Source organism: Kribbella sp. NPDC050820 (assembly GCF_040653975.1).
In the GTDB taxonomy this organism is placed as follows: Bacteria; Actinomycetota; Actinomycetes; order Propionibacteriales; family Kribbellaceae; genus Kribbella.
In genome coordinates, this window is record NZ_JBFAHB010000017.1 from 13,684 (window position 1) to 33,548 (window position 19,865).

Annotated in this window: 24 protein-coding genes; 10 read left to right on the forward strand and 14 right to left on the reverse strand. The window is 68.6% G+C overall.

The features are described 5' to 3' along the window. Positions 1 to 51 precede the first annotated feature (51 nt). Both pta and AB0H36_RS17315 read left to right on the forward strand, forming a co-directional pair. Complete coding sequence (gene pta / locus AB0H36_RS17310) at positions 52 to 2,130, forward strand: phosphate acetyltransferase (protein ID WP_360523450.1); 2,079 nt, start codon at positions 52 to 54, stop codon at positions 2,128 to 2,130. Beyond that, on the forward strand, positions 2,131 to 3,327 hold the full coding sequence (locus tag AB0H36_RS17315) for an acetate kinase (RefSeq protein WP_360523454.1): 1,197 nt from the start codon (positions 2,131 to 2,133) through the stop codon (positions 3,325 to 3,327). 270 nt (positions 3,328 to 3,597) lie between these two features. Here AB0H36_RS17315 and AB0H36_RS17320 read toward each other — a convergent pair whose 3' ends face one another. Together AB0H36_RS17320 and AB0H36_RS17325 are read right to left on the reverse strand one after the other, a co-directional pair. After that, positions 3,598 to 4,194: an HAD-IA family hydrolase gene (locus AB0H36_RS17320; protein ID WP_360523457.1), complete on the reverse strand. Its 597-nt coding sequence runs from the start codon at positions 4,192 to 4,194 to the stop codon at positions 3,598 to 3,600. A gap of 47 nt (positions 4,195 to 4,241) precedes the next feature. Further along, complete coding sequence (locus tag AB0H36_RS17325) at positions 4,242 to 5,525, reverse strand: MFS transporter (protein WP_360523460.1); 1,284 nt, start codon at positions 5,523 to 5,525, stop codon at positions 4,242 to 4,244. A gap of 139 nt (positions 5,526 to 5,664) precedes the next feature. On the opposite strand from AB0H36_RS17325, the gene AB0H36_RS17330 reads away from it, so the two are divergent. Next, on the forward strand, positions 5,665 to 6,327 hold the full coding sequence (locus AB0H36_RS17330; RefSeq protein WP_360523462.1) for an aminoglycoside phosphotransferase family protein: 663 nt from the start codon (positions 5,665 to 5,667) through the stop codon (positions 6,325 to 6,327). Here AB0H36_RS17330 and AB0H36_RS17335 read toward each other — a convergent pair. Continuing rightward, complete coding sequence (locus AB0H36_RS17335) at positions 6,324 to 6,920, reverse strand: class I SAM-dependent methyltransferase (protein ID WP_360523465.1); 597 nt, start codon at positions 6,918 to 6,920, stop codon at positions 6,324 to 6,326. The two genes, AB0H36_RS17330 and AB0H36_RS17335, sit on opposite strands and share 4 nt — an antisense overlap. A 126-nt stretch (positions 6,921 to 7,046) precedes the next feature. Between AB0H36_RS17335 and AB0H36_RS17340 the strand changes: the two genes are divergently transcribed. After that, positions 7,047 to 7,667, forward strand: coding sequence for a dihydrofolate reductase family protein (locus AB0H36_RS17340; RefSeq protein ID WP_360523468.1), 621 nt, complete (start codon positions 7,047 to 7,049; stop codon positions 7,665 to 7,667). Here AB0H36_RS17340 and AB0H36_RS17345 read toward each other — a convergent pair. After that, positions 7,633 to 8,253: a hypothetical protein gene (locus AB0H36_RS17345; RefSeq protein ID WP_360523471.1), complete on the reverse strand. Its 621-nt coding sequence runs from the start codon at positions 8,251 to 8,253 to the stop codon at positions 7,633 to 7,635. The genes AB0H36_RS17340 and AB0H36_RS17345 overlap by 35 nt on opposite strands. A 131-nt stretch (positions 8,254 to 8,384) precedes the next feature. Between AB0H36_RS17345 and AB0H36_RS17350 the strand changes: the two genes are divergently transcribed. Beyond that, on the forward strand, positions 8,385 to 8,915 hold the full coding sequence (locus AB0H36_RS17350) for a DUF6458 family protein (RefSeq protein WP_360523473.1): 531 nt from the start codon (positions 8,385 to 8,387) through the stop codon (positions 8,913 to 8,915). A gap of 30 nt (positions 8,916 to 8,945) precedes the next feature. Here the strand turns inward: AB0H36_RS17350 and AB0H36_RS17355 are convergent, their stop codons facing one another. Then, the gene (locus AB0H36_RS17355; RefSeq protein WP_360523476.1) at positions 8,946 to 9,965 is read right to left on the reverse strand and encodes a GNAT family N-acetyltransferase; all 1,020 of its coding nucleotides are present in this window, start codon (positions 9,963 to 9,965) and stop codon (positions 8,946 to 8,948) included. A gap of 111 nt (positions 9,966 to 10,076) precedes the next feature. On the opposite strand from AB0H36_RS17355, the gene AB0H36_RS17360 reads away from it, so the two are divergent. From AB0H36_RS17360 to AB0H36_RS17370, 3 genes are read left to right on the forward strand one after another with little or no spacing between them, the layout of a single operon-like run. Continuing rightward, on the forward strand, positions 10,077 to 10,718 hold the full coding sequence (locus AB0H36_RS17360) for a DNA/RNA non-specific endonuclease (protein ID WP_360523479.1): 642 nt from the start codon (positions 10,077 to 10,079) through the stop codon (positions 10,716 to 10,718). Between the two features lie 9 nt (positions 10,719 to 10,727). Beyond that, complete coding sequence (locus AB0H36_RS17365) at positions 10,728 to 11,147, forward strand: immunity protein YezG family protein (protein WP_360523482.1); 420 nt, start codon at positions 10,728 to 10,730, stop codon at positions 11,145 to 11,147. Next, positions 11,144 to 11,953, forward strand: coding sequence for an aldo/keto reductase (locus AB0H36_RS17370; protein ID WP_360523485.1), 810 nt, complete (start codon positions 11,144 to 11,146; stop codon positions 11,951 to 11,953). Before AB0H36_RS17365 ends, AB0H36_RS17370 begins: the two co-directional genes overlap by 4 nt. On the opposite strand, the gene AB0H36_RS17375 is transcribed toward AB0H36_RS17370, so the two are convergent. The 4 genes from AB0H36_RS17375 to AB0H36_RS17390 all read right to left on the reverse strand — a co-directional run bounded on the left by AB0H36_RS17375 (position 11,937) and on the right by AB0H36_RS17390 (position 16,807). After that, positions 11,937 to 13,157 carry an MFS transporter gene (locus AB0H36_RS17375; RefSeq protein WP_360523488.1) on the reverse strand — a complete coding sequence of 407 codons (1,221 nt, stop codon included), beginning with the start codon at positions 13,155 to 13,157 and terminating at the stop codon, positions 11,937 to 11,939. The two genes, AB0H36_RS17370 and AB0H36_RS17375, sit on opposite strands and share 17 nt — an antisense overlap. 33 nt (positions 13,158 to 13,190) lie before the next feature. Continuing rightward, positions 13,191 to 13,886: a DUF4386 domain-containing protein gene (locus AB0H36_RS17380; protein WP_360523491.1), complete on the reverse strand. Its 696-nt coding sequence runs from the start codon at positions 13,884 to 13,886 to the stop codon at positions 13,191 to 13,193. Beyond that, complete coding sequence (locus AB0H36_RS17385; protein ID WP_360523494.1) at positions 13,883 to 14,122, reverse strand: hypothetical protein; 240 nt, start codon at positions 14,120 to 14,122, stop codon at positions 13,883 to 13,885. The genes AB0H36_RS17380 and AB0H36_RS17385 overlap by 4 nt, the downstream gene beginning before the upstream one ends. A 63-nt stretch (positions 14,123 to 14,185) precedes the next feature. Further along, positions 14,186 to 16,807 carry a LuxR C-terminal-related transcriptional regulator gene (locus AB0H36_RS17390; RefSeq protein WP_360523497.1) on the reverse strand — a complete coding sequence of 874 codons (2,622 nt, stop codon included), beginning with the start codon at positions 16,805 to 16,807 and terminating at the stop codon, positions 14,186 to 14,188. 126 nt (positions 16,808 to 16,933) lie between these two features. On the opposite strand from AB0H36_RS17390, the gene AB0H36_RS17395 reads away from it, so the two are divergent. Next, positions 16,934 to 17,323: a universal stress protein gene (locus AB0H36_RS17395; RefSeq protein ID WP_360523500.1), complete on the forward strand. Its 390-nt coding sequence runs from the start codon at positions 16,934 to 16,936 to the stop codon at positions 17,321 to 17,323. A gap of 115 nt (positions 17,324 to 17,438) precedes the next feature. On the opposite strand, the gene ppk2 is transcribed toward AB0H36_RS17395, so the two are convergent. The 5 genes from ppk2 to AB0H36_RS17420 are packed head-to-tail and all read right to left on the reverse strand — an operon-like array spanning position 17,439 to position 19,252. Further along, a complete protein-coding gene (gene ppk2 / locus AB0H36_RS17400) occupies positions 17,439 to 18,242 on the reverse strand; it encodes a polyphosphate kinase 2 (protein ID WP_360523502.1) in 804 nt (267 codons plus the stop codon). A gap of 51 nt (positions 18,243 to 18,293) precedes the next feature. After that, the gene (locus AB0H36_RS17405; RefSeq protein ID WP_360523505.1) at positions 18,294 to 18,422 is read right to left on the reverse strand and encodes a hypothetical protein; all 129 of its coding nucleotides are present in this window, start codon (positions 18,420 to 18,422) and stop codon (positions 18,294 to 18,296) included. After that, positions 18,416 to 18,634, reverse strand: a complete 219-nt coding sequence (locus tag AB0H36_RS17410) for a hypothetical protein (RefSeq protein ID WP_360523508.1) — start codon at positions 18,632 to 18,634, stop codon at positions 18,416 to 18,418. The genes AB0H36_RS17405 and AB0H36_RS17410 overlap by 7 nt, the downstream gene beginning before the upstream one ends. Next, entirely contained in the window at positions 18,631 to 18,813 is a 183-nt protein-coding gene (locus tag AB0H36_RS17415) for a hypothetical protein (RefSeq protein WP_360523511.1), read from the reverse strand. The genes AB0H36_RS17410 and AB0H36_RS17415 overlap by 4 nt, the downstream gene beginning before the upstream one ends. 16 nt (positions 18,814 to 18,829) lie before the next feature. Beyond that, entirely contained in the window at positions 18,830 to 19,252 is a 423-nt protein-coding gene (locus AB0H36_RS17420) for a DUF1801 domain-containing protein (RefSeq protein WP_360523514.1), read from the reverse strand. Positions 19,253 to 19,359: 107 nt separating this feature from the next. Here AB0H36_RS17420 and AB0H36_RS17425 point away from each other — a divergent pair, with 107 nt between their 5' ends. Beyond that, positions 19,360 to 19,863 carry a hypothetical protein gene (locus AB0H36_RS17425; protein ID WP_360523517.1) on the forward strand — a complete coding sequence of 168 codons (504 nt, stop codon included), beginning with the start codon at positions 19,360 to 19,362 and terminating at the stop codon, positions 19,861 to 19,863. Positions 19,864 to 19,865 lie beyond the last annotated feature (2 nt).

Consider the following 19,865-nt stretch of genomic DNA (forward strand, 5'->3'; position numbering starts at 1 on the left):
CGGACCATCCGGGTGGGCCGGGTCGGAGCGGCGGGTGGTTAGGGTGCCGGTATGGGCAGCAGCGTGTACGTCGCTTCGGTCGAGGGGTTCACCGGCAAGTCCACGGTGGCGCTCGGGGTGCTCGAGCAGTTCTCGCGGCGGGTCGGGCGGGTGGCCGTGTTCCGGCCGATCGTCCGCGCGGACACCGCCGGGCACGGCGGTCGCGACTACGTCCTCGACCTCCTCACCTCTCACGATGCCGTCACCGTGCCGTACGACGACAGCGTGGGCGTCACGTACGACGAGGTGCACGCGGACCCGGATGCCGCGCTGGACACGATCGTGCGGCGTTTCCACGCGGTCGCCGAGCGCGCCGACGCGGTCGTCGTGGTGGGCAGCGACTACACCGACGTGGGGACGCCGACCGAGTTCTCGTACAACGCGAAGATCGCGGCGAACCTCGGCGTACCGGTGCTGCTGGTTCTGAACGGGTACGAACGCACTCCGCGCGAGGTGCGGACGATCGCCGACATCGCGGTGGCCGAGTTGCACGCGAACCACGGCTCGCTGTTCGCGGTGATCGCGAACCGGGTCGGCAAGGAGCTGCTGAATCCCGTGGTCGACGCGCTGGCCGGTGCCGGCGCCCCGGCGTTCGCGATCCCGGAGGAGCCGGTGCTGAACCAGCCCTCGGTCGCGGACCTCCTGGCTCCGATCGACGGCCGCCTGCTCAGCGGTGATCCGCAACTGCTGTCCCGCGAGGTCACGGGGCTGGTGGTCGCCGCGATGACCATGCCGAACGTCTTGGACCGGCTGGCCGAGGGCGCCGCGGTGGTGACGGCCGGCGACCGTCCGGAGGTCGTGCTCGGGGTCCTGATGGCGCACGCGTCCCGGAACTTCCCGCAGATCTCGGCCATCGTCCTGAACGGCGGCTTCGAGCTGCCGGACCAGGTCCAGCGCCTGATCGGCGGGCTCGGCGTCACCTTGCCGATCCTCGAGACCAGTCTCGGTACTCAGGCGACGTCGGCCGCGCTCACCGCCGTACGCGGGCGGTTGACCAAGGACTCGCCGCGGAAGGTGGACGTGGCGCTCGCGCTGTTCGGTCAGTACGTCGACGGTCAAGCGCTCCTGGATCACCTTGCGGTGGCGCGCACCAGCGCGGTGACTCCGCTGATGTTCGAGCACCAGTTGCTCGACCAGGCAGTTGCCGACCGCAAACACATCGTCTTGCCGGAGGGTGAGGAGGAGCGGATCCTGCGCGCTGCCGACGTACTCCTGCGTCGCGGGGTCGCGGACCTGACGCTGCTCGGCGACCCGATCGCGGTCAGCGCGAAAGCCGCCGCGCTCGGCGTGGACGTCGCTTCGGCTCGGGTCGTCAGCCCAGAGGACGATCCGCTGGCGGAAGAGTTCGCCGCGGAGTACCACCGGCTCCGGCAACACCGGGGCATCGACCTCGAGCGGGCCCGCGAGCTGGTCAAGGACGTGTCGTACTTCGGCACGATGATGGTCCAGCTCGGCCTGGCCGACGGGATGGTGTCAGGCGCCGTACACACCACCGCGCACACGATCCGGCCGGCGCTCGAGGTCGTCAAGACCGTTCCGGACGTCTCCGCCGTCTCGTCGGTGTTCTTCATGTGCCTGCAGAACCAGGTGCTCGTGTACGGCGACTGCGCGATCATCCCGGATCCGACCGCCGAGCAGCTCGCCGACATCGCGACCTCGTCGGCGGCGACCGCGGCGGCCTTCGGCATCGAGCCGCGGGTCGCGATGCTGTCGTACTCGACCGGCACCTCCGGCACCGGGACGGACGTCGAGAAGGTGTCGAAGGCAACCACCATCGTCCGCGAACGCGCGCCCGGTCTGCTCGTCGAGGGGCCGATCCAGTACGACGCAGCCATTGACGCCGCCGTCGCCCGGACCAAGCTGCCGGACTCGCCCGTCGCCGGAAAGGCCACCGTGTTCGTGTTCCCCGATCTGAACACCGGCAACAACACGTACAAGGCGGTGCAGCGCTCGGCGAACGCGGTCGCGGTCGGACCCGTCCTGCAAGGTCTGCGGAAGCCGGTCAACGACCTGTCGCGTGGGGCGACGGTTCGGGACATCGTCAACACGGTCGCGATCACGGCGATCCAGGCACAGCAGGGCGGCAAGTAGATGAGCGACCACGTGCTGGTGATCAACGCGGGGTCGTCGTCGCTGAAGTACAGCCTCGTCGACGGGAGGTCGGGGGAGAGCCTGGCGGGTGGCATCGTCGAGCGGATCGGGGAGGCGGGCGGGAGTCAGACTCATCGCGGGCCTGATGGGGAATCGCGTGGCGATGAGACGATCGGGTCGCACGAGGAGGCGTTGCAGTGGGCTGTCGAGGCGTTCTCGTCGTACGGACCTTCGCTGGACTCGTCGGATCTCGCTGCCGTCGGGCATCGCGTCGTACATGGTGGGTCTCGGTTCGGTTCGCCTGCGTTGATCGATGATGAGCTGATTGCCGAGGTGAAGGATTTGGTGCCGTTGGCGCCGTTGCACAATCCGGCGAATCTCGAGGGGATCTCAGTGGCGCGGCGGTTGCTGGGGGAGGTGCCGCATGTGGCGGTTTTCGATACTGCGTTTCATCAGACGTTGCCGCCGTACGCGTACACCTATGCGGTGCCGCATTCGTGGGCGGAGGAGCATGGGATTCGGCGGTATGGATTTCATGGGACTTCGCACTCGTTCGTGGCGGAGCAGGCGGCTCGGTTGTTGGGGCGTGAGCCGGCTGAGGTGAACGTGATCGTGCTGCATTTGGGGAACGGGTGCTCGGCCACCGCCGTCCGGGGTGGGGAGTCTGTGGACACGTCCATGGGGCTGACGCCGCTGGAGGGGCTGGTGATGGGGACTCGGTCGGGGGATGTGGATCCGGCGATCCTCGGGCACTTGGCGCGGGAGCTCGGGTGGTCGGTGGACGAGATCGATCGGGCGTTGAACTCCGAGTCCGGGCTGAAGGGGCTGAGCGGCGAGAACGACTTCCGCGAGTTGTCACGGCGGCGGGAGGCTGGGGATTCGCTTGCTCAGTTGGCGTTTGACGTTTACTGCTACCGGATCAAGAAGTACGTCGGGGCGTACTACGCCGTACTCGGTCGGGTCGACGCGATCGTCTTCACGGCGGGGGTTGGACAGCACTCGGCCGCCGTACGCGCCGCCTCTCTCGAAAACCTGTCCTCCCTAGGCATTGATATAGACCCTGCCCGCAACGCGGAGGATTCATCCACCGCCCGCTTCGTCTCTCCCGACGACAGCCCCGTCGCAGTCCTGGTCATCCCCACCAACGAGGAATGGGAAATAGCCCGCCAATCCTTATCCGTAATCCGCCCCCGGTAGCTTCCCCACGCCGCCGGCCCGCGCGCTCCTGCGTCGCGTGCTCTGCCGCCGGCTCCCGCCCGCCCGCAAGTTGCGTGCTGTCGCCCGCGGTCGACCGCCCGTGGTCTCGGATCGGCGTGGTCGGATGAGCCGTCTCGTGGTCCGGGGTGGGGTGTTCTTCCCACGCCGGCCCGTAGGTAGCGTGCTGTCGCCCGCCCCGTGGTCCCGGGCGTTGGTGTGTTGGCTCGCGGTCGGCGGTGTGGAGACCGGCATGGCTCGGCGTGGATGGCGTTACGTGGTGGTGATGCCGTGCGTTGCGAAGAGGGTGCGGAGGAGGTCGTGGCCCTGGGGTAGGGACCATTGCTCGGCGGGCATTCCGGTTGTGCGGGCAGCCGTGACGTTTCGGTCGGTGTCGTCGATGAAGAGGATTGATTCCGGGGCTGCGCCGATGCGGTGGGCGGCTTGGGTGAAGAAGGCTGGGTCGGGCTTCGCGACGCCGAGGTCGTAGGAGTAACAGCTCACGTCGAACAGGTCGTCGTACCCGAGGACTGTTCGCATGTGAGTGCCGCGGTACCGCTCCTGGTTCGTACCGAGGTGGACGCCGTACCCGTTGCTCCTGAGGGTTCGCACCAGGGCTATCGATTCTTCGACGACGACGATGTTCTTCCAGACGGCGGCGTACACCTCGGCTACCGGGACGACCACGCCGTAGCTTCGTAGGGTCGCCGCGAGGACCGGCAGGTAGTCGCCGCTGCCGGCGAGCATCGGGAGTTCGTCCTTCCACGTCTCGTGGAGGAACTCGCGGGCCCTGTCGCCGAGGTACGGCTCCATGGCCGCGTACCAGCCCCCGGGCAGATCCTGCAGGACACCGTCGGCGTCGAGCAGCACGTGACGAATCCTGGACTTGCCGACCGCCTGCTGGTACTCCGACACCGCTACACCCTCTCCAAATCCTCCATCGGTCGCCAGTCAGTTGAGTCTGCTGGGCTGCTCGTCGGCTTGGTCGGGTGGTCGAGGAGGCGCATGAAGGGCAGGGAGGCGAGGGCGAACGCGATGGCGCCCATGATCAGCGCGGAGACGATCAGGGCGTGGGGAGCGGAGACGGCGTGCATGAGGCGGCCGAAGCCGAGTGAGGCGAGGGCGCCGACCAGGGAGCCGTAGGCGGCTCCTAGGCTGCCCACCCGTCCCAGCAGGTTCTGCGGCGTGCGGCTGTAGAAGGCGGTGTACGGTACGGCGAACATCACGCTGAGCATCGATCCGGCCAGGAAGCTGACGCCGATCGCCGGGATCGATCCGGGCTGCAGGAAGTACAGGCCGAGCAGGGCCGAGGCGTACAGGCCGGTCGCGCCGACCAGCCACGTCCGTTGCGGCAGCTTCTGCGCCAGGGCGGCGAACGTGACGCCGCCGACCATACCGCCGATTGCGCCGGCGCCCAGGAAGATGCCGAGCGCCCGGGAGTCCTGCTGGGCGAAGATGAACCACGCCGGGAAGATCAGGGCCGAGATCGGCACGATGACGGCGCCCATCAGCGGCCCGACCAGCTGCATCTTGCCGAGGAAGGGTTCTTTGACGAGGAACTGCACCGCCTCGCGCAGGTCGCGGTACGTCTGACGCGGTGTCATCGGCTGCTCGTGGGAGATGACCTGCTTCCGCAGCCGGGACACGAGCACGATGCTCATGAGGAACAGGACGGTGGTGACCAGCAGCGTGTTCGCTTCGCCGAACGCCGCGATCAGCAGACCCGCAGTGATCGGACCCACGAATGTCGCCACTCCCTGGAGCGTCTGCGTCAGGCCCATCGCCCGGGTCATCGGCACGCCTTCCTCCTCGGCCGCTGCCGGGACCGTGCTGATCTTGCCGATGTGTCCCGGCCCGTCGAAGAACACCCCGAGCACCTGGGTGATCGCGACGAGCCAGAGCGAGAAGGCGTCGAGCCACAGCACCAGCGCCAGGCTGAGCGCGGTGATCAGGCTCAGGCTGTCGGCAAGGATGGAGACCCGGCGGCCGCCGATCCTGTCGGTCACCAGCCCGCCGGCCAAGGTCCCGGCCAGCGCGGCGATTCCCATGATGAACGCGATGGTGCCGGCGCTCGCGGCACTGCCCGTGCGGGTCAGGACGAGCCACGGTACGACGAGCGCGATCACCTGGTTGGCATAGGTGGACGTGGACTGCGCCGACAACACGGTCAGCAGCTGCCTGGCCCGGAAGAGCCTCTTCATCTCTGACTGTTTCATGTCGACAGTTCCGTTCGGGGTCGGTGGACTGCCCTCGGGTGGGCGGTCGCTCACCCCTTCCACGAACACGGCCGCAGTGATCCGACAACCTGGCCCAAGAAGATGTGGGGTAGCGTCGGCGGCAGTGAGGTGGTTGGACGACGGTTCGCCCGCCGCGGTCGCCGAGGCGCTGAGGGAGGTCGCGCCCGCGCTCGGCGACTACCGGATCGCGGTTCGCGAGTCAGCCGGCGAGAGCGATCCCCTGTGGTGGGCGGGCAGCGCGATCGTCGGGGACCGGTTCGTCGCGAAGTTCGCGTGGTCTCGTCCGGCCGCGCTGCGGGTGGCGCACGAGATCGCCGTACTGGCGGCGTTGGCGCGCGGGCCGGCCGTTCCGGTCCTGCCGGAAGTGGTTGCGAGCAGCACCGATCCGCTGCTCTTGGTGACCCGGCCGGTGCCGGGTGAGGCGTTGTTCGATGTTGTGGACTCGCTCGACCGGGACGACGTGGGTCGGCAACTCGCCCGCTTCCTGGGGGAGTTGCACCACCCGGCGACCCGGAAGCGCGTCGAACCCGCGATCGGCGAGGTTCCGCCTGCGGCGTTGCAACCGGCCACGACCGACGTACTGCGCGAGCAGTTCGTGAGATGGACTCGGCCGGATCAGCGTCCTGCGGTCCTACGGTGGTGCGACTGGGCGGACGACGTACTGGCGACGCCGGGTCCGAGTGTGTTGGTGCACGCTGACCACCGGACAGCGCCGGACTGGGTCGACGATCTGGCCGAACGATTCGACGTACTGGGAATCGACTAGTTGCGTCGCGCGATGAGCGTGGCCTGCTGGCGCTTCTCGCCCATGCGGCTGTCCGTCGCCTCGACCTGGAAGCCTGCTTCGACGAGTCGCTGGGACATGGCCTCGATCGACCAGTAGTAGGCGGTCGTCACCGCATGGTCGAACGGCTCGACCCGCGGGCCTTCGAACATGCCGAGGACCAGACCGCCGCCTTCGCGCAGGCACCGTGCGAACTCGGCGAGAATGCGCGGCACGTCGTCCGGAGCGGTGTGGATGATCGAGTACCACGACAGGATCCCGGCCACTGAACGATCGGGTACGCCGAGGTCGTCGAGCTCACCGATCCGGTACGAGACGCCGGGGAACCGCGATCGGGCGATCGCCACGAACTCAGGCACGAGATCCACACCCTCGATGTCACAGCCCTGGCCGCGCAGAAAGTTGGTCCACTGACCAGGCCCGCAGCCCGCGTCGATGATGCGGCCGGTGAGCTCGCCGGCCCACTGAGACACCAGCTTGCGGTCCCGTTCGTCGATCGCCTCTGTCGAGGCGAACAGGTCGGCGTACTCATCCGCCCGTCGTCCGTACGCGTCCCGGACCTCGTCCACAGCCACAAGCAACCCCTCGCAGTTTCGATCGTCGCCGCCCGTCGGCACGACATACTCTCACCGCGGGCAGCCTTGCTGCCGACGAGATCCGGGCGGGGTTGTCGGATCGGGGCTGAGGCGTTCGTAGCAGGGGTGACAGGTCGCCGTACCGGACTCGAGGAGCATCATGACTGCGAGCTACACCTTCGACATCTTCTGCACCCTCGACGGCTTCGGGTCGTACGACGGCGGCGACTGGGCGGCTACTGGGGTAAGGCGGGCCCCGAGTTCCTCGAACGGCGGCTCGCGATGTACGGCGAGGAGCAGCGGATGGTGCTCGGGGCCAACACGTACCGGCAGTTCGTGGCGGCGCTCGGCCCGAGTGTGGAGGAGGCCAAGGTCGACGACCCGGTGAACACCCGGATGATGACCATGCCGACCACCGTGGTGTCGAGCACTCTGCAAGGCCCGCTCGAGTGGGCGAACGCGACCCTCGCGAACGGCGACGCCGCCGAGGTCGTCGCCCGGCTCAAGGCGGAGTCCGACGTGCCGCTGCGCTCTCACGGCAGCCTGTCCCTGAACCGCGCCCTGATGGCCGCCGGCCTCGTCGACCGCATCCAGGTGACGATCTTCCCCGTGATCACCGGTCGAACCGGCGTAGACCCGGTCTTCCAGAACGCCGCCGACTTCGACCTCGAGCTGATCGAGAGCCGCGTACTCGACACCAACACCCAGGAACTCATCTACCGCCCAACCCTCCACACCCAAGGGTGAGTACGGCGACTTCAGCGCCGTAGCCAACGAGGGTGCCGTGGGGGAAGTACTCGAAGAGTGCGGTGCTCGCAATGAAGACCACGGTGGTCGACCCGAGCAGGGTCGCCCACCAACCGGGGAGGCGGTGCGGCCGGTAGGCGAGGACGCCTGTCGGGATCGAGCAGAGGCAGATTGCCAGCAACAGCGGGATCTCGGCTCCCCAGAGGTATTGCCAGGGCGCCTCTAGGTGAGGGCTGACGTAGCTGATGACCGTCACTGGGGCGCCGAGCATCGTCAGCACCGCGAATGTGACTGTCCAGCGTCCTGCGATCCTTGCGGCGGGGAGGAGCGCCGTACCGATGAGCAAGAATGACGGAGCCACGAGCGTGCCGAACAGGGTGTAGTCGTCGGAGATCGACAGGGCGGCCGCTAGGCGGCGGATCGCGTCGTACGGCGTGGTGTCTGCGAGCCGCTGTGCCCAGATGGGCGCGGCGATGCCGTCCCAGGCGACCAGTTGCGGCGGGAGCAGGAACGCCGCCCAGATCGAGCCGATGACTGCCATCCCGACGTACCACTGTCGCCGGGGTCCAGACTCGACTGGCTTCACCACCCCAGAATCGCGGATCGCGCCGGTGCCGTGGAGGGGACGGATCGCGCCGGTGTCGTGGAGGGGTACGGCGACTCGGGGTGTGGGAGTGGGGTACTGGGGGGAGACGGCAGGCTAGGGATGGAGGCGTGATGAGTATCGGGGCCGGGATCTTCTTGATGACGGCGGGCGCGATCCTTGCGTTTGGCATTCGTGACGACAGTGGGACGGTGGATCTGAACGTCGTCGGCGTGGTCATCATGCTCGCCGGGGCCGCCGGGATCTGGCTCTCGTACTACATCACCAACCGGCGCGCCCGGGTCGAGACCAACGCGATCGACCCGGTCGTGGAGGAGGAGTACCGCACGGTCCAGAACACCATGACCGAACAACACCCCACCCCCAGCACCCGCGAAACCCCACCCCACGCCGCCCGCCCCACCGCCCCACCCACCGACCGCCGCCTCGACCGCACCTCGCGCACCGAGCGGCGAATTGACCTGGATCCGGCGGCGAGTGATCTTCACACGCCTACGCCGTACCGCAGTGCGCCGCCGGCTGCGGCCGCCCCGGAGCCGCTCGGAGTGTCTGAGACTGATCACTCTCGCAGTGAGTCCTTGCGTAAGCAGCTTCGTGGGCGCCTCAAAGTGCCGCATCTTCCCGGTCGGCACGGCAACCGTTGACACGACGCCGGGCGTGAGCAGCGGGGGAGCTCAGGCGGGCGGGACCGGGAGTTGGAAGACTGACCAGGTGTCGGCTGGGTGGAAGCCGAGGAGGGTGTTGACTGCTCGCATGTGGGTGTTGTTTTCGGAGTTGTAGGCGTCGATTACGCGTAGGGCTGGTTCGTGGGTTTGGGTGTAGGCGTGGTTGGCCGACTTTATGAGTAGGCCGAGGCGGTGGCCTCGGTGGGCTGGTTCGACAATGGTGGTCCGCTGGCGGGCGTGTGTGTCGTCGTCCGACTCGAACGACAGCTTGGTGCGGGCGACGATCTGACCGGTCGCGTCGTGTCGCGCTGCGGTGGAGTAGGAGCGGTAGCCGCGGCCCAGTTCGGAAGCCTCCTGGCGCCGTACCCGGGCGGTGTCGTACTTCTGCTGCTCGACCGCCAGGTCGCCGGAGGGAGCGTCAAGCATCAGCCGGCTCTGCAGCGCGGCGATGTCCTCGACGATCTCGTCGGCTACCGCGTCGCGCCACTGCACCAGCGAGTACCCGTCCGCGTGCGTCCATGCTTCAGCGAGCATCGCCTCGTCGCCCTCCGAACGATCGGAGAGCCGGCACCGCGACCTGATGCTGGCTCCGCCCGGCCGGTGAGCGCGGCGGGTGAGATACCGGTAGCCGGCCTCGTCGCGGGCGACACCGCCGGCCAACTCCCGAACCGTCTGGATCTCGATCAGCCGCCGGTCATGCCGTCGGGCGACCGCGTAGACCGCGTCCAACAGCCGGGTCCCGATGCCGCGACACCGGTGCTGCGGGTGGACGATCAAATCCAGATAGACCATCCCCAGGTTCTCCGTCTGAGGCAGTTGGTACGACGCGGCCCCGACCACCCGATCGCCGTCCCGGGCCAGCAACGCCGCTTCGGTGACTCCCGGCGACGGGTGCTCGAACCGCGCCGAGTGTTCCAATCGGCTCGGCATCGGGAAGTCAGGCAGGTCGTAGCGGGTGACCACGACTCTCAGGTCGTACCACAGGTCCATCGCCACCGAGTCGGCCGGCGAGAGCTCGCTGATGGTCATCCCCGCATCTTTCCGGCGGGCACAACCGGCCTGCAATCGAATTGCCCGACCACCGACCAAGGTCGGACAGCACGGTGGCGTGGGGGAGTTGCGGGCCTTAGGGTTGCGGGCGTGGCCGATCGGGACCGTGTCGAGTTGCCCGCTGATGAGTCGGATGTGCGCGCGGTCGGGTATGGGCCAGGAGATGTCGTCCAGGTGCCGGAGCGGTATGCCGGCCTTGTCGTGCACAAAGAGCAGTCGGGCCGCGTGGACCGGTGGAACGATCGGCTGATGGCGCCGGAGCCCTCGGCGGTGTACGTCGTCGACGACAGATACCTCTACGCCACCGACAAAGCAGGTCGCGTCACGCACGCAGAGGGATGGCTCGGCTGGTTGCCCTCGAAGGAGAACGACGAGCGGCGGAACCTGAGCGCGCAACGTGCGGCCGGTGAGCCCGACCGCCAGCGAAACGACGACGGTGGGCACCTGTTCGGTACGGCGTTCGACGGCCCCGGGGAGGCGGTCAACCTCACCGCGCAGTCGCGGAACCAGAACCAGGCGGTGAAGGCCAGCGACAACTGGCGGCGGATGGAGGAGAGCTGGCAGGCGCTGCGCGCGGCGGGCATCCAGGTGCATGCCAGTATCGACGTGCGCTACCCGGACGGGACCACGCGCCGGCCGTCGTCCCGGGCGGTGGTCGACCGCCATGACGGACGAAGATCGCCGCGGCGTATCTTCAAGGAGACCAAGCCCCAGGCGAACCGGGACCGTTGAGGATCGTTGATGACCGAGATGACCAACGAGATGGGCACGATCGAGGCGATCGCGCGGGCCCTGACGTCGGAGTTGCCCGCCGGGTGGCGTGAGGTGCGGGCGACCTACCGCGCGACGGCGCCGTACGCGGAGCTCGACGCGGATGTCGTCGACGCAGAAGGAAATGCCGAGCAGGTGGATCCGCTGGCCGAGGGGCTGGAGGGACACTTCGAGACCCTGCGGCTGCAGATGTACCAGCAGGGCAAGGGAACGTGGCTGACAGCAACCATCTCGATCACCGCGGACGGGCACTTCACGACCGACTTCGACTACGAGAGCGAGCCCGCGTGGTCGATGCCGGTCGACGCCGAGATCTACGCGTCCGACCTGGCCGAGTTCCCGCGCGAGGACCAGTACATCCCCGACTGGCTCCGCGAGAAGACCCAGTGACGGAGCTCGCCGGCCGGGTTGCACTCGGCGTCGCCGGACTCTCGTTCGCCCCTCGGGACCGATCGGGTGACCTGGCGACGCTCCGGGCCGGCATCGCCGCGGGCGCGACGATCCTGGACACCGCGCGGGCGTACGCCCACGTCGATCAGCCCTTGTACGGCGAGGAGCTGGCCGCGGAAGCCGCCCACGGTACGGGCGTCATCGTCGGCACGAAAGGTGGTCACTCCCGAACGGGTGAGACCACCTGGGACGCGGACATCAGCGCACCCCGGATCCGTGAGGACGTGGAGACCAGCCTGCGCGTCTTCGGTGGTGAGCGCCTGGACCTCTACTACCTGCACCGGGTGGACCTCGCCGAACAGCCCGTGGAGGAAGGCATCGCGGCGCTCGCGACCCTGCGCGACGAGGGGAAGCTGGCGCGGATCGGTCTGTCCAACGTCAGCGTCGCCGAGCTCGAACGGGCCACGGCGGTCGCGCGCGTGGACGCCGTACAGAACCAGCACAGCGCGATGGGGCGTGAGTCGGCCGACGTGCTCGCGTGGTGCGAAGCCAACCAGGTGACGTTCTTCGCATACTCGCCGCTGCGATCTGCGAGCGGTCCCAACCTCGCGGCCAAGGCAGAGGAGCGCGGCGTCTCGGTCCAACGCCTGCAACTCCGCGCCCTGCTGGCTTCGTCGCCGGTGCTCTCGGTGATCTCCGGTGCGACCCGCCCGGAGACCGTCCTCGACTCCCTCGCCGCCGAGACCGACCCGTGGGACGACGACCTCCAAGCTGCGTATACGTCCGACCTCAGCGGACACGCTTGACCGGGAGGATCGCCGCGGCCCCGGTGAGGGCCGACACGCCTGCAACGGTGTAGAGCACGGCGTAGCTGCCGCCTCCGACCGCCAGGATCGCCGGCGCGATGGCGGGCGCGACGAAGAAGGGCAGCGCCCCGGCGATGTTGAACACCCCGAGGTCCTTCGCGGCGGATGCCCGATCGGGAAGTACGTCGGCCACGAGTGCCAGGTCGACGGCGACGTACAGGCCGAAGCCGAGACCGCTGAGGCCCATACCGAGCAGATAGCCGTTGAAGTCGTCGGCGACTGCGATCACGAACAGCGCGACGCCGTACAGGATCGACGCGATGACGACGAGGATCTTCCGCCGGCCTGTGCGATCGGAGAGCTCGCCTCCGAGCAGGGACGCGGTGATGAGGGCGGCGGACTGGGCGAGGGTGCCGAGGAAGACCTGGTGCGGTACATCGGCCTCCGGGCTGCCGAGTTGGTCGAGCAGGTAGTAGGCCTGGTAGGTGGTGAGGAAGGCATAGGCCAGCAGCAGCATGAATCGGCTGGCGAACGCCCAAGCGAAGTCCGGGCTTCTGCGCGGGTCGACGTAGAACGTGCCGGCCAGCTCGCGCCAGGACCACGCCGGCTTGTGCGCCTGATCGAGCCGGCGATCCTTCAGCGTGATCACGAACAGCACGACGAAGAACCCGCCGATCGCGCAGGGCACCAGGAACATCGCGAGCCGGTTGCCGGTGAACAGCTGGACGAGGTAGGTGGCGCCCACCGACGCAACCGGCAGACCGATCCCGAGGACACCGGCGACCATCCCGCGTTGAGCGACGGGGACCTGGTCCGGCAGCACCGCGACCTGGGCGGCGAGCAGTGCGTTCAGAAACAGCTGCGCGAGGCACCATCCGATGAGGACGACCAGGACACTGGGTGCCAGGGCGACGATCAGGATGCCCAGACAGCCGCCGGCGAGGCCGGTGACCATCCAGGGCCGGCGCATGCCGTACGGCGACGCCGTACGGTCACTGAGTTTGCCGAAGAACGGGTTGCCGACCATCGCCACGACCGAGCCGACGCCGGCGACGAGAGCCAGGCTGTTCGGAGCCTGCTCGATCCCGACCAGCGAGTTGACCTTCAGGGCCAAGGAGACGAGCAGGGGAGCCAGGAAGACGAGCGAGGTGCCCATGGACGCCAGCGCGTAGAGAGTGATGAAGCGCGGGCTGACCCGGTCCATCTGGCTCTCCTCACGCTGGCGACCCGGGTTGCCTCACGATAGCTGGCGCCGGAATCCCTTGAAGGTCATCCAGATGCCCAGTGAGAGCTCCCAGCCGGCGACGGGGAGAGTTGCCAGCATCGTCACGCCGGAGGTCTGCTCGTTGTGGCCGAACAGGGTCGCGACGTTCGCGGCGATCAGCAGTGGGGCTCCGATGAGTCCGAGGGTGGGGATGATCCGCGGGACCAGCCGCGACTTGTACATCAAGGTGCCGAGCAGTACGGCGTTGATGCTGGCCATGAACCCAGGTCCGAACAGGAACGTCCAGTCACGGACCGCGACGAGCGCCTGGGTGCTGCCGGTCACGCCGGTGACCTCCTGGTTGAGCGTGACGACGGTGAGCAGGCTGACCACGCCGGTCATGATGATCGAGGCCTCGACGAGCCTCGAGGTGACCAGCCCGAGGGCGAACGCCTGGTTCACGCGCTTGAGGACCGGGTACAGCGCCACCGCGCTGCCGATACCCGCGAGGGCGGTGACGAAGTCCAGCAGCCCGGCCGTCAGGAGCCGGTTGTCGTGGCCGGCGGCGACCGTCAGGTCCGGGTTCACGGCCGCCTGGATCAGGGCGAAGGCAGGCAGGGACGCCGCGAAGGTGATCAGGTAGAAGATGCCTGCGACGCGGGCGTGGTTGCGCGTCGGGTCGCCGGCACTGCGGGTCGCGGTCGTGGGTCGTGCTGTGGTGGTGGTCATGACTTGTCTCCAGTGTTCGGGTCGACCTGGGCGATCGAGATGAGTGGCAGACCGAGGTCGTGAAGTCGTTGCAGCACGCCGTACAGGGCGGCCTGGTCCACGACCGGACCTCGGAGGGTGGTGGAGCCGTCGGCTCCGGCGGTGAGCGTGAGCCCGTCGAACCAGTCCGACCAGCGCGGGTCGAGACGCCCGCCAAGGCGGATCTCGTACCAGTTGCTGCCGGCCTTGCTGCTCATGGCTGCAAGCTAGGAGCCGTTGTGGTGAGACGGCCTCACATCATGTGGTGAACTCGGTGATGATCAGCCGGCCTGGCTGCGGGACAGCAGGTTCAGCTGGTGCGCCCGGCGGACTGCCGCGCGGCGGTTGTTGACGCCGAGCTTGGCGTAGATGTTCTTGGTGTGCGTTCGCACCGTGTTGAGCGACACGACGAGCTGGCGGGCGATGGCGGGGCCGTCCAGCTCGCTGGCCAGCAGCCGCAGCACATCCAGCTCGCGCTCGGTCAGCGGCTCGATGAGGTCATCCTGGGCAGGTCTGCCCGCCGGCACGCGGGAAGTCGCCAGGAGTTCGCGCAAGTAGGCCCAACCTGGTCGACGTCGGTCGAGCGACTTGAGCAGCGGCTGGACTTCGCGGGTGAAGACTCGGACATAGCCTTCAGGTTCTGCGAGCGTCAGCGCGCGCTCCAGCGTCGAGTCGTCGCCGGTCGCGAGGGCCAGCAGCACCAGCACCTCGATGACGGTGCCTTGCCTGCCGCCGGCCTCCGCCGCGGCCAGGAGGCGCTCCAGCAAACCGGCGGCGTCGTTCGACCCCTCGGCGAGAAGGACGCGGGCAAGAGTCACATGCTCGTACTCGCGCAGGTATGACAGCTCGTCCTGCGCGCTCACGCCGTACTGCCGCGCCCACGCCAGCGCCGAACCCACGTCCTCGTGCACTGCCTGCATTCGCGCGCGCAGGGCCGGGATCGGTCGCACGTTGGGTGCGAAGTCGCCCACGTACACGCGTTCCGCCTCGGCGAGCAGCCCGAGTGCCGCGTCGAGGTCGCCCTCAGCCTCCCGGAGCAGCGCCATCGCCACCCGCCAGCGGTAAGGGTTCTGCGGCAACCCGAACTGCTCTCCGAGTTCGTCACTACGCCTCAAATACTCGGTGGCTCCGGCCAGATCGTTGCGCTCCAACGCGAGCTGGCTCAGACCGACGTACATGTCCCCGGTGCCCCGCAGGCCTTGGCCCGCCGCGAGTTCGAGGGCGCGCTCGTAGGTGCGTTGTGCTTGGCGCAGCCGGCCCTGTGTGGTTTCGAGATCGGCAAGCGTGATGGAACACCCCAGTACGTCGGAGACGTAGCCGAGCCGGTGCAGTCCGTTGGTGGCATCGGTGTAGCTGCGGTGGGCGGACTCGAGGTCGCCCGTCGTCCACGCGGCGAGCCCAGCCAACGCCTCGGCCGACGCTCGGGTCAGGTCGTCCTCCTCGGGAGCCCGGGCGACCGCCAGTCTCGCGTGTTCCAGCGTGCCTGCCGGGTTGCTCCCGATGAGAGCCAGGCCGGCCCGGTACAGCTCGATGCCACCAGGCAGCCTGGCCAGCTCGCGATCATCCACGACCACGACGTGCTCCGAACCGCTCAGCAGCCGTTCGACATTGCCCAACCGGCGCTGGACGTCGTCGAACTCGTTGCCGGCCATCAGCGCGCCGATGAACTCCATCGCGAGCACCGGCCGACGGTCGACCACGTCGTCCGGCAGCTCATCGATCCACCGCCGCAAGGTGTGCTCCTGCCGATTCCTGCGCAACTCCGGCACAGCCCGCTCGACCAGATCGGCTGCCCGCCCGACGTCCCCGGCCGCAAGTGCATGCCGTACGGCGGGAATCGGTTCGCCGGCGTCGTCGTACCAGGAACTGGCGCGTCGGTGTAGCTCCGCCACGTTGACGCTCTCGGCGACCAGATGGGAGCGGAGGACCTCCCCGAAGAGGTGGTGATACCGGTACCAGCGTCGTTGGTCGTCGAGCGGGACCAGGAACAGGTTGGCGCGGTCGAGCCGCTCCAGCATTGCCTTGCCGTCGTGGTCGCCGGTCACGCGGTCGCACAGCGCGCCGGTGAGCCGGTCCAGGACGGATGTCTGCAGCAAGAAGCGCCGTACCGGGTCGGGCTGCCGGTCCAGGACTTCTTCCACGAGGTAGTCGACGACGAATCGGTCGTCGCCGGCGAACCCGGCGATGAACCTGGTCGGGTCGCTGCGACCACGAAGGGACAGGGCGGCGAGCTGGAGGGCTGCGACCCACCCCTCGGTGCGTTCCTCCAGCGACGTGAGGTCCTCGGTAGTGAGCTGAAGGCCGCTCAGCTCGTTGAGGTAGCTCTCTGTCTCGGCGAGGGTGAAGCGAAGGTCGGCAGCCCGGAGCTCGACAAGCTCGCCGCGGGCGCGCAGGCGGGCCAGTGGCAGGCCGGGGTCCGCACGAGTGCTGATGATCAGCCGCGCCTGTGGAGGCAGGTGGTCGATCAAGAAGGTCATTCCGGGCTGGATGCCCGGGCCGTCGACGAGGTGGTAGTCGTCGAGGACCAGCGTGACTTCGTCCGGCAGCACGCTCAGCTCGTTGAGGAGGACGGTCAGGACATTCTCGATCGGTGTCTGCCCTGCCTGCAGCAGTGCAAGGGCGCCGGTTCCGACGCCCGGAACGACCCGGTCCAGCGCGGTGGCGACGTACGTCCAGAACGTCGAAGCCTCGCGATCTCCCGCGTCGAGGGCGACCCACGCAACCGCGCTCGCGGAGCGTTCCAGCCACTGTCCCAGCAGAGTGGTCTTGCCGAACCCGGCCGGCGCCGAGACCAGGACCAGGCGGCCGCTCCGAGACAGTTGATCGTCGAGGCGTGGCCGCATGACGACTTCGGCCCGTGGTGCAGGGCGGAACAGCTTGGTCTCGACGAGAGCGTCCGTCACGGCAGCCCCTGGTTGTCGACGCTATGTGCACGAGCGTAGGACACGGATTCCCCCAGCCGGAGGACCTTTGGCCCTTGTTCTGGTTCGCGCCGGAGCGGTGGAATAGAGGTGGTGAGGAGGCGCGGGATGATCGTTGTGGGGGTCGACGGCTCGTCCGGTGGGCGGCGGGCGTTGCGGTTCGCGGTCGGGGAGGCCCAGCGTCGGCATGCGCCGATGCGGGTCGTACATGTCGTGCTGTCCGAGTCCGAGGTGGACCAGGCCAGGAAGAACATTCGCGCCGAGGTCGACAGCGCGGGTGGCATGCCGCTGCCGCCGACGGAGGTCGAGATCAGCGTCGGCGATCCGGTGCAGGTGCTGATCGAGGCGTCCGCACGCGCTGAGCTGCTGGTGGTCGGCAGTCACGCCACGACGTCACTCATCCACTCGGCGCTCGGCAGCGTCAGTACGGCGTGTGCCCAGCTGGCCCGCTGTCCGGTGGTGGTCGTCCCGGTGGGCGCCGAGCCAAGAACACGCTGACCTTCAGCGGACAGATCGACAGGCTCCGCCGAGGGCGCAACCGGTGGGGCCGAGGGCCCATTCCCCCCAGGGCCCGGCTCCCACCCGGTGGTCCCCGCCGCCGGGTGGGACGCTCTTACTTGGCCAGGCTCGACGCGTGGTCGGGGACCTGGGTCTGCATCTCGCGCGGCGTGCGTTCGTAGCCGCCGGACGGTGGCCGGGCGGGGAGCTCCAGGGGCGGGCGCTGCACGTCGCGGTACGGGACGGTCGACAGCAGGTGGGCGATCATGTTGATCCGCGCCGCGCGTTTGTCCTCGCTCTCGACGACGTACCAGGGCGCCTCCGGGATGTCGGTGTGCACGAACATCTCGTCCTTGGCGCGGGAGTACGCCTCCCACCGGGTGATCGACTCCAGGTCCATCGGCGACAGCTTCCAGCGCCGCATCGGGTCCTCGAGCCGGCTGCGGAAGCGGTTCTCCTGCTCGGTGTCGCTGACCGAGAACCAGTACTTGCGCAGCAGCACGCCGTCCTCGAGCAGCAGCCGCTCGAAGATCGGGCTCTGGTGCAGGAACCGGGCGTACTCCTGGTTGGTGCAGAAGCCCATCACCCGCTCGACCCCGGCCCGGTTGTACCAGCTGCGGTCGAACAGGGCGATCTCGCCGGCCGCCGGCAGGTGTTCGACGTACCGCTGGAAGTACCACTGGGTGCGCTCGCGCTCTGTCGGCGCGGGGAGCGCGACGATCCGGGCGACGCGGGGGTTCAGGTACTGCGTCACCCGCTTGATCGTGCTGCCCTTGCCGGCCGCGTCCCGGCCCTCGAAGACGACCACGACCCGTGCGCCCTCGGTGCGGACCCACTCCTGCAGCTTGACCAGCTCCGCCTGCAACCGCAGCAGCTCCCGCTCGTACACCTTCTTCGGCAACCGCCCGTTCTTCGCCATCTGACCGCCCCTCCCGTGCTCTCGCCCCTATGAAGAGACAGTACGAGATGGTCAGCAACCCACGCGGAGGATGAGCTGCGGCCAGCCGGTCCGGCGTACGACGTCGCGCAGCCGGGCGCGGTCGGCAGCGTCGGGGTTGAGGAACGACGCGGTCAGCTCGTACGACGTTGCCGTCAGCATACGCGCTGGAGCGCGAGGCCGGACCGGGTCCAGGCTCGTTGGTTCTCCTCGCGGGTGGTGAGGATCGCGACCGCCGGCGCCTGCTCGAACGCGACGAGGTCGGGCAGCGAGCCACGGTGGTGCTTGTTGACCCAGTACAGGTCGGCGTGTTCCGCCCGGGCCGCCTTGCCGAGCCGGTCCAGGACGAGAGGTGACACCGGTTCGTCGATCACGCGCCGCGAGGCGGGTGGCTGCGGGTCAGGTCGCCGTACAGGGAGCTCAGAGCGTGCACCGGGACGCGGCGGTCGGCGAGGAAGATCCGGGCGATCACCTCGGGTACGGCGGGATCGGGATCCAGCGCGATCGTCGTCTCATGACCCAGCATGGCCGCGGCCACCGGGCCCTTCGGCACATTCCGAGGTGTCGAGTCAGGAGTCGCCGGATTCGCGGGCGCGCTGGGTGTAGGTGCCGGAGGTCAGGGACTCGTAGGAGTTGCGGACGATGGTCTCGAGGACGTCGAGGTCGATGTCGGTGAGGTCCTTGAGGTAGAGGCAGCCGACGCCGGTGGTGTGCGGGCCGAGCTTGGCGAGCAGGTCGGCGTGGGCGGCGACTCCGTCGTTCAGGTAGACGGTGGTGGCGGCGGCGCGGGGTGCGAAGCCGGCGGCGGGGGCGTCGCCCTGGCGGCCGCTGGCGTAGTGGTAGTGGTACTGGCCGTACCCGATCACGGTCGCCCACATCCGCGGCTCCTCGCCGGTGACGCGGCCCATCAGCCCGAGCATCGTCTCGGCATCCCGGCGGCGCTTCGCGGAGCGCACTTTCTCGAGGTGTTCGGCAACGTCCGAGTTCGCCATGACAGCATCCTCGCACGCTTGGTCCGCGGCGAAGATTCACCCACAGCGGATGAGCAAGCCGGGCGGCTCGCGGGGAAGACTCGGGTAGGTCGGCCGAGGAGAGTGCGATGAATCAAGGCTTGCTGAACTCGTTGACGGATGCCGAGCGCCTGCTGGTGGCCGAGACGGACAGGAGCACCTTGAAAGGTCTGGACGAGGACGACCTCCTGGACCTGCACCAGCGTATTCGCCGGGCCAGGACGAAGTACGTGAAGAACTACCGGCGGGCCGCGAGTGCCGCCGTCGCGCCGGCCGGTGGCCGGGGGATGTCCTACGCCCGGAACCAGCGGGACCGCGACAAGGCCGAGTTGTTCGAGGCGGCCCTGGCGAGAGTCAGTCGCGAGGTCGCAGTGGCCGCCAGTCGCGCGTCCAAGCAGTTGCGAACCGAGCGCATCGAAGCGGCACGCTCGGTCAAGCCCAGCATCGAGGCTCCGGTGATGCGTGCCGGGGACATGCCGAAACCTCCGGAACCCGTCAAGCGGCGCGCCACCAAGACCACCGGGGGCCTCAAGAAGGACGCCTCGACGCGTGCGACCGGCGCCCGCCGCCAGGCCAAGCGCGACGCCCGCTGAGG

Coding starts and splice junctions, on each gene's coding strand:
- pta (WP_360523450.1), top strand. CDS start 52: ATGGGCAGCAGCGTGTACGTCGCTTCGGTCGAGGGGTTCACCGGCAAG.
- AB0H36_RS17315 (WP_360523454.1), top strand. CDS start 2,131: ATGAGCGACCACGTGCTGGTGATCAACGCGGGGTCGTCGTCGCTGAAG.
- AB0H36_RS17325 (WP_360523460.1), bottom strand. CDS start 5,525: ATGAAGAGGCTCTTCCGGGCCAGGCAGCTGCTGACCGTGTTGTCGGCG.
- AB0H36_RS17350 (WP_360523473.1), top strand. CDS start 8,385: ATGAGTATCGGGGCCGGGATCTTCTTGATGACGGCGGGCGCGATCCTT.
- AB0H36_RS17355 (WP_360523476.1), bottom strand. CDS start 9,965: ATGACCATCAGCGAGCTCTCGCCGGCCGACTCGGTGGCGATGGACCTG.
- AB0H36_RS17365 (WP_360523482.1), top strand. CDS start 10,728: ATGACCGAGATGACCAACGAGATGGGCACGATCGAGGCGATCGCGCGG.
- AB0H36_RS17375 (WP_360523488.1), bottom strand. CDS start 13,157: ATGGACCGGGTCAGCCCGCGCTTCATCACTCTCTACGCGCTGGCGTCC.
- AB0H36_RS17380 (WP_360523491.1), bottom strand. CDS start 13,886: ATGACCACCACCACAGCACGACCCACGACCGCGACCCGCAGTGCCGGC.
- AB0H36_RS17385 (WP_360523494.1), bottom strand. CDS start 14,122: ATGAGCAGCAAGGCCGGCAGCAACTGGTACGAGATCCGCCTTGGCGGG.
- AB0H36_RS17395 (WP_360523500.1), top strand. CDS start 16,934: ATGATCGTTGTGGGGGTCGACGGCTCGTCCGGTGGGCGGCGGGCGTTG.
- ppk2 (WP_360523502.1), bottom strand. CDS start 18,242: ATGGCGAAGAACGGGCGGTTGCCGAAGAAGGTGTACGAGCGGGAGCTG.
- AB0H36_RS17405 (WP_360523505.1), bottom strand. CDS start 18,422: ATGCTGACGGCAACGTCGTACGAGCTGACCGCGTCGTTCCTCAACCCC.
- AB0H36_RS17420 (WP_360523514.1), bottom strand. CDS start 19,252: ATGGCGAACTCGGACGTTGCCGAACACCTCGAGAAAGTGCGCTCCGCG.
- AB0H36_RS17425 (WP_360523517.1), top strand. CDS start 19,360: ATGAATCAAGGCTTGCTGAACTCGTTGACGGATGCCGAGCGCCTGCTG.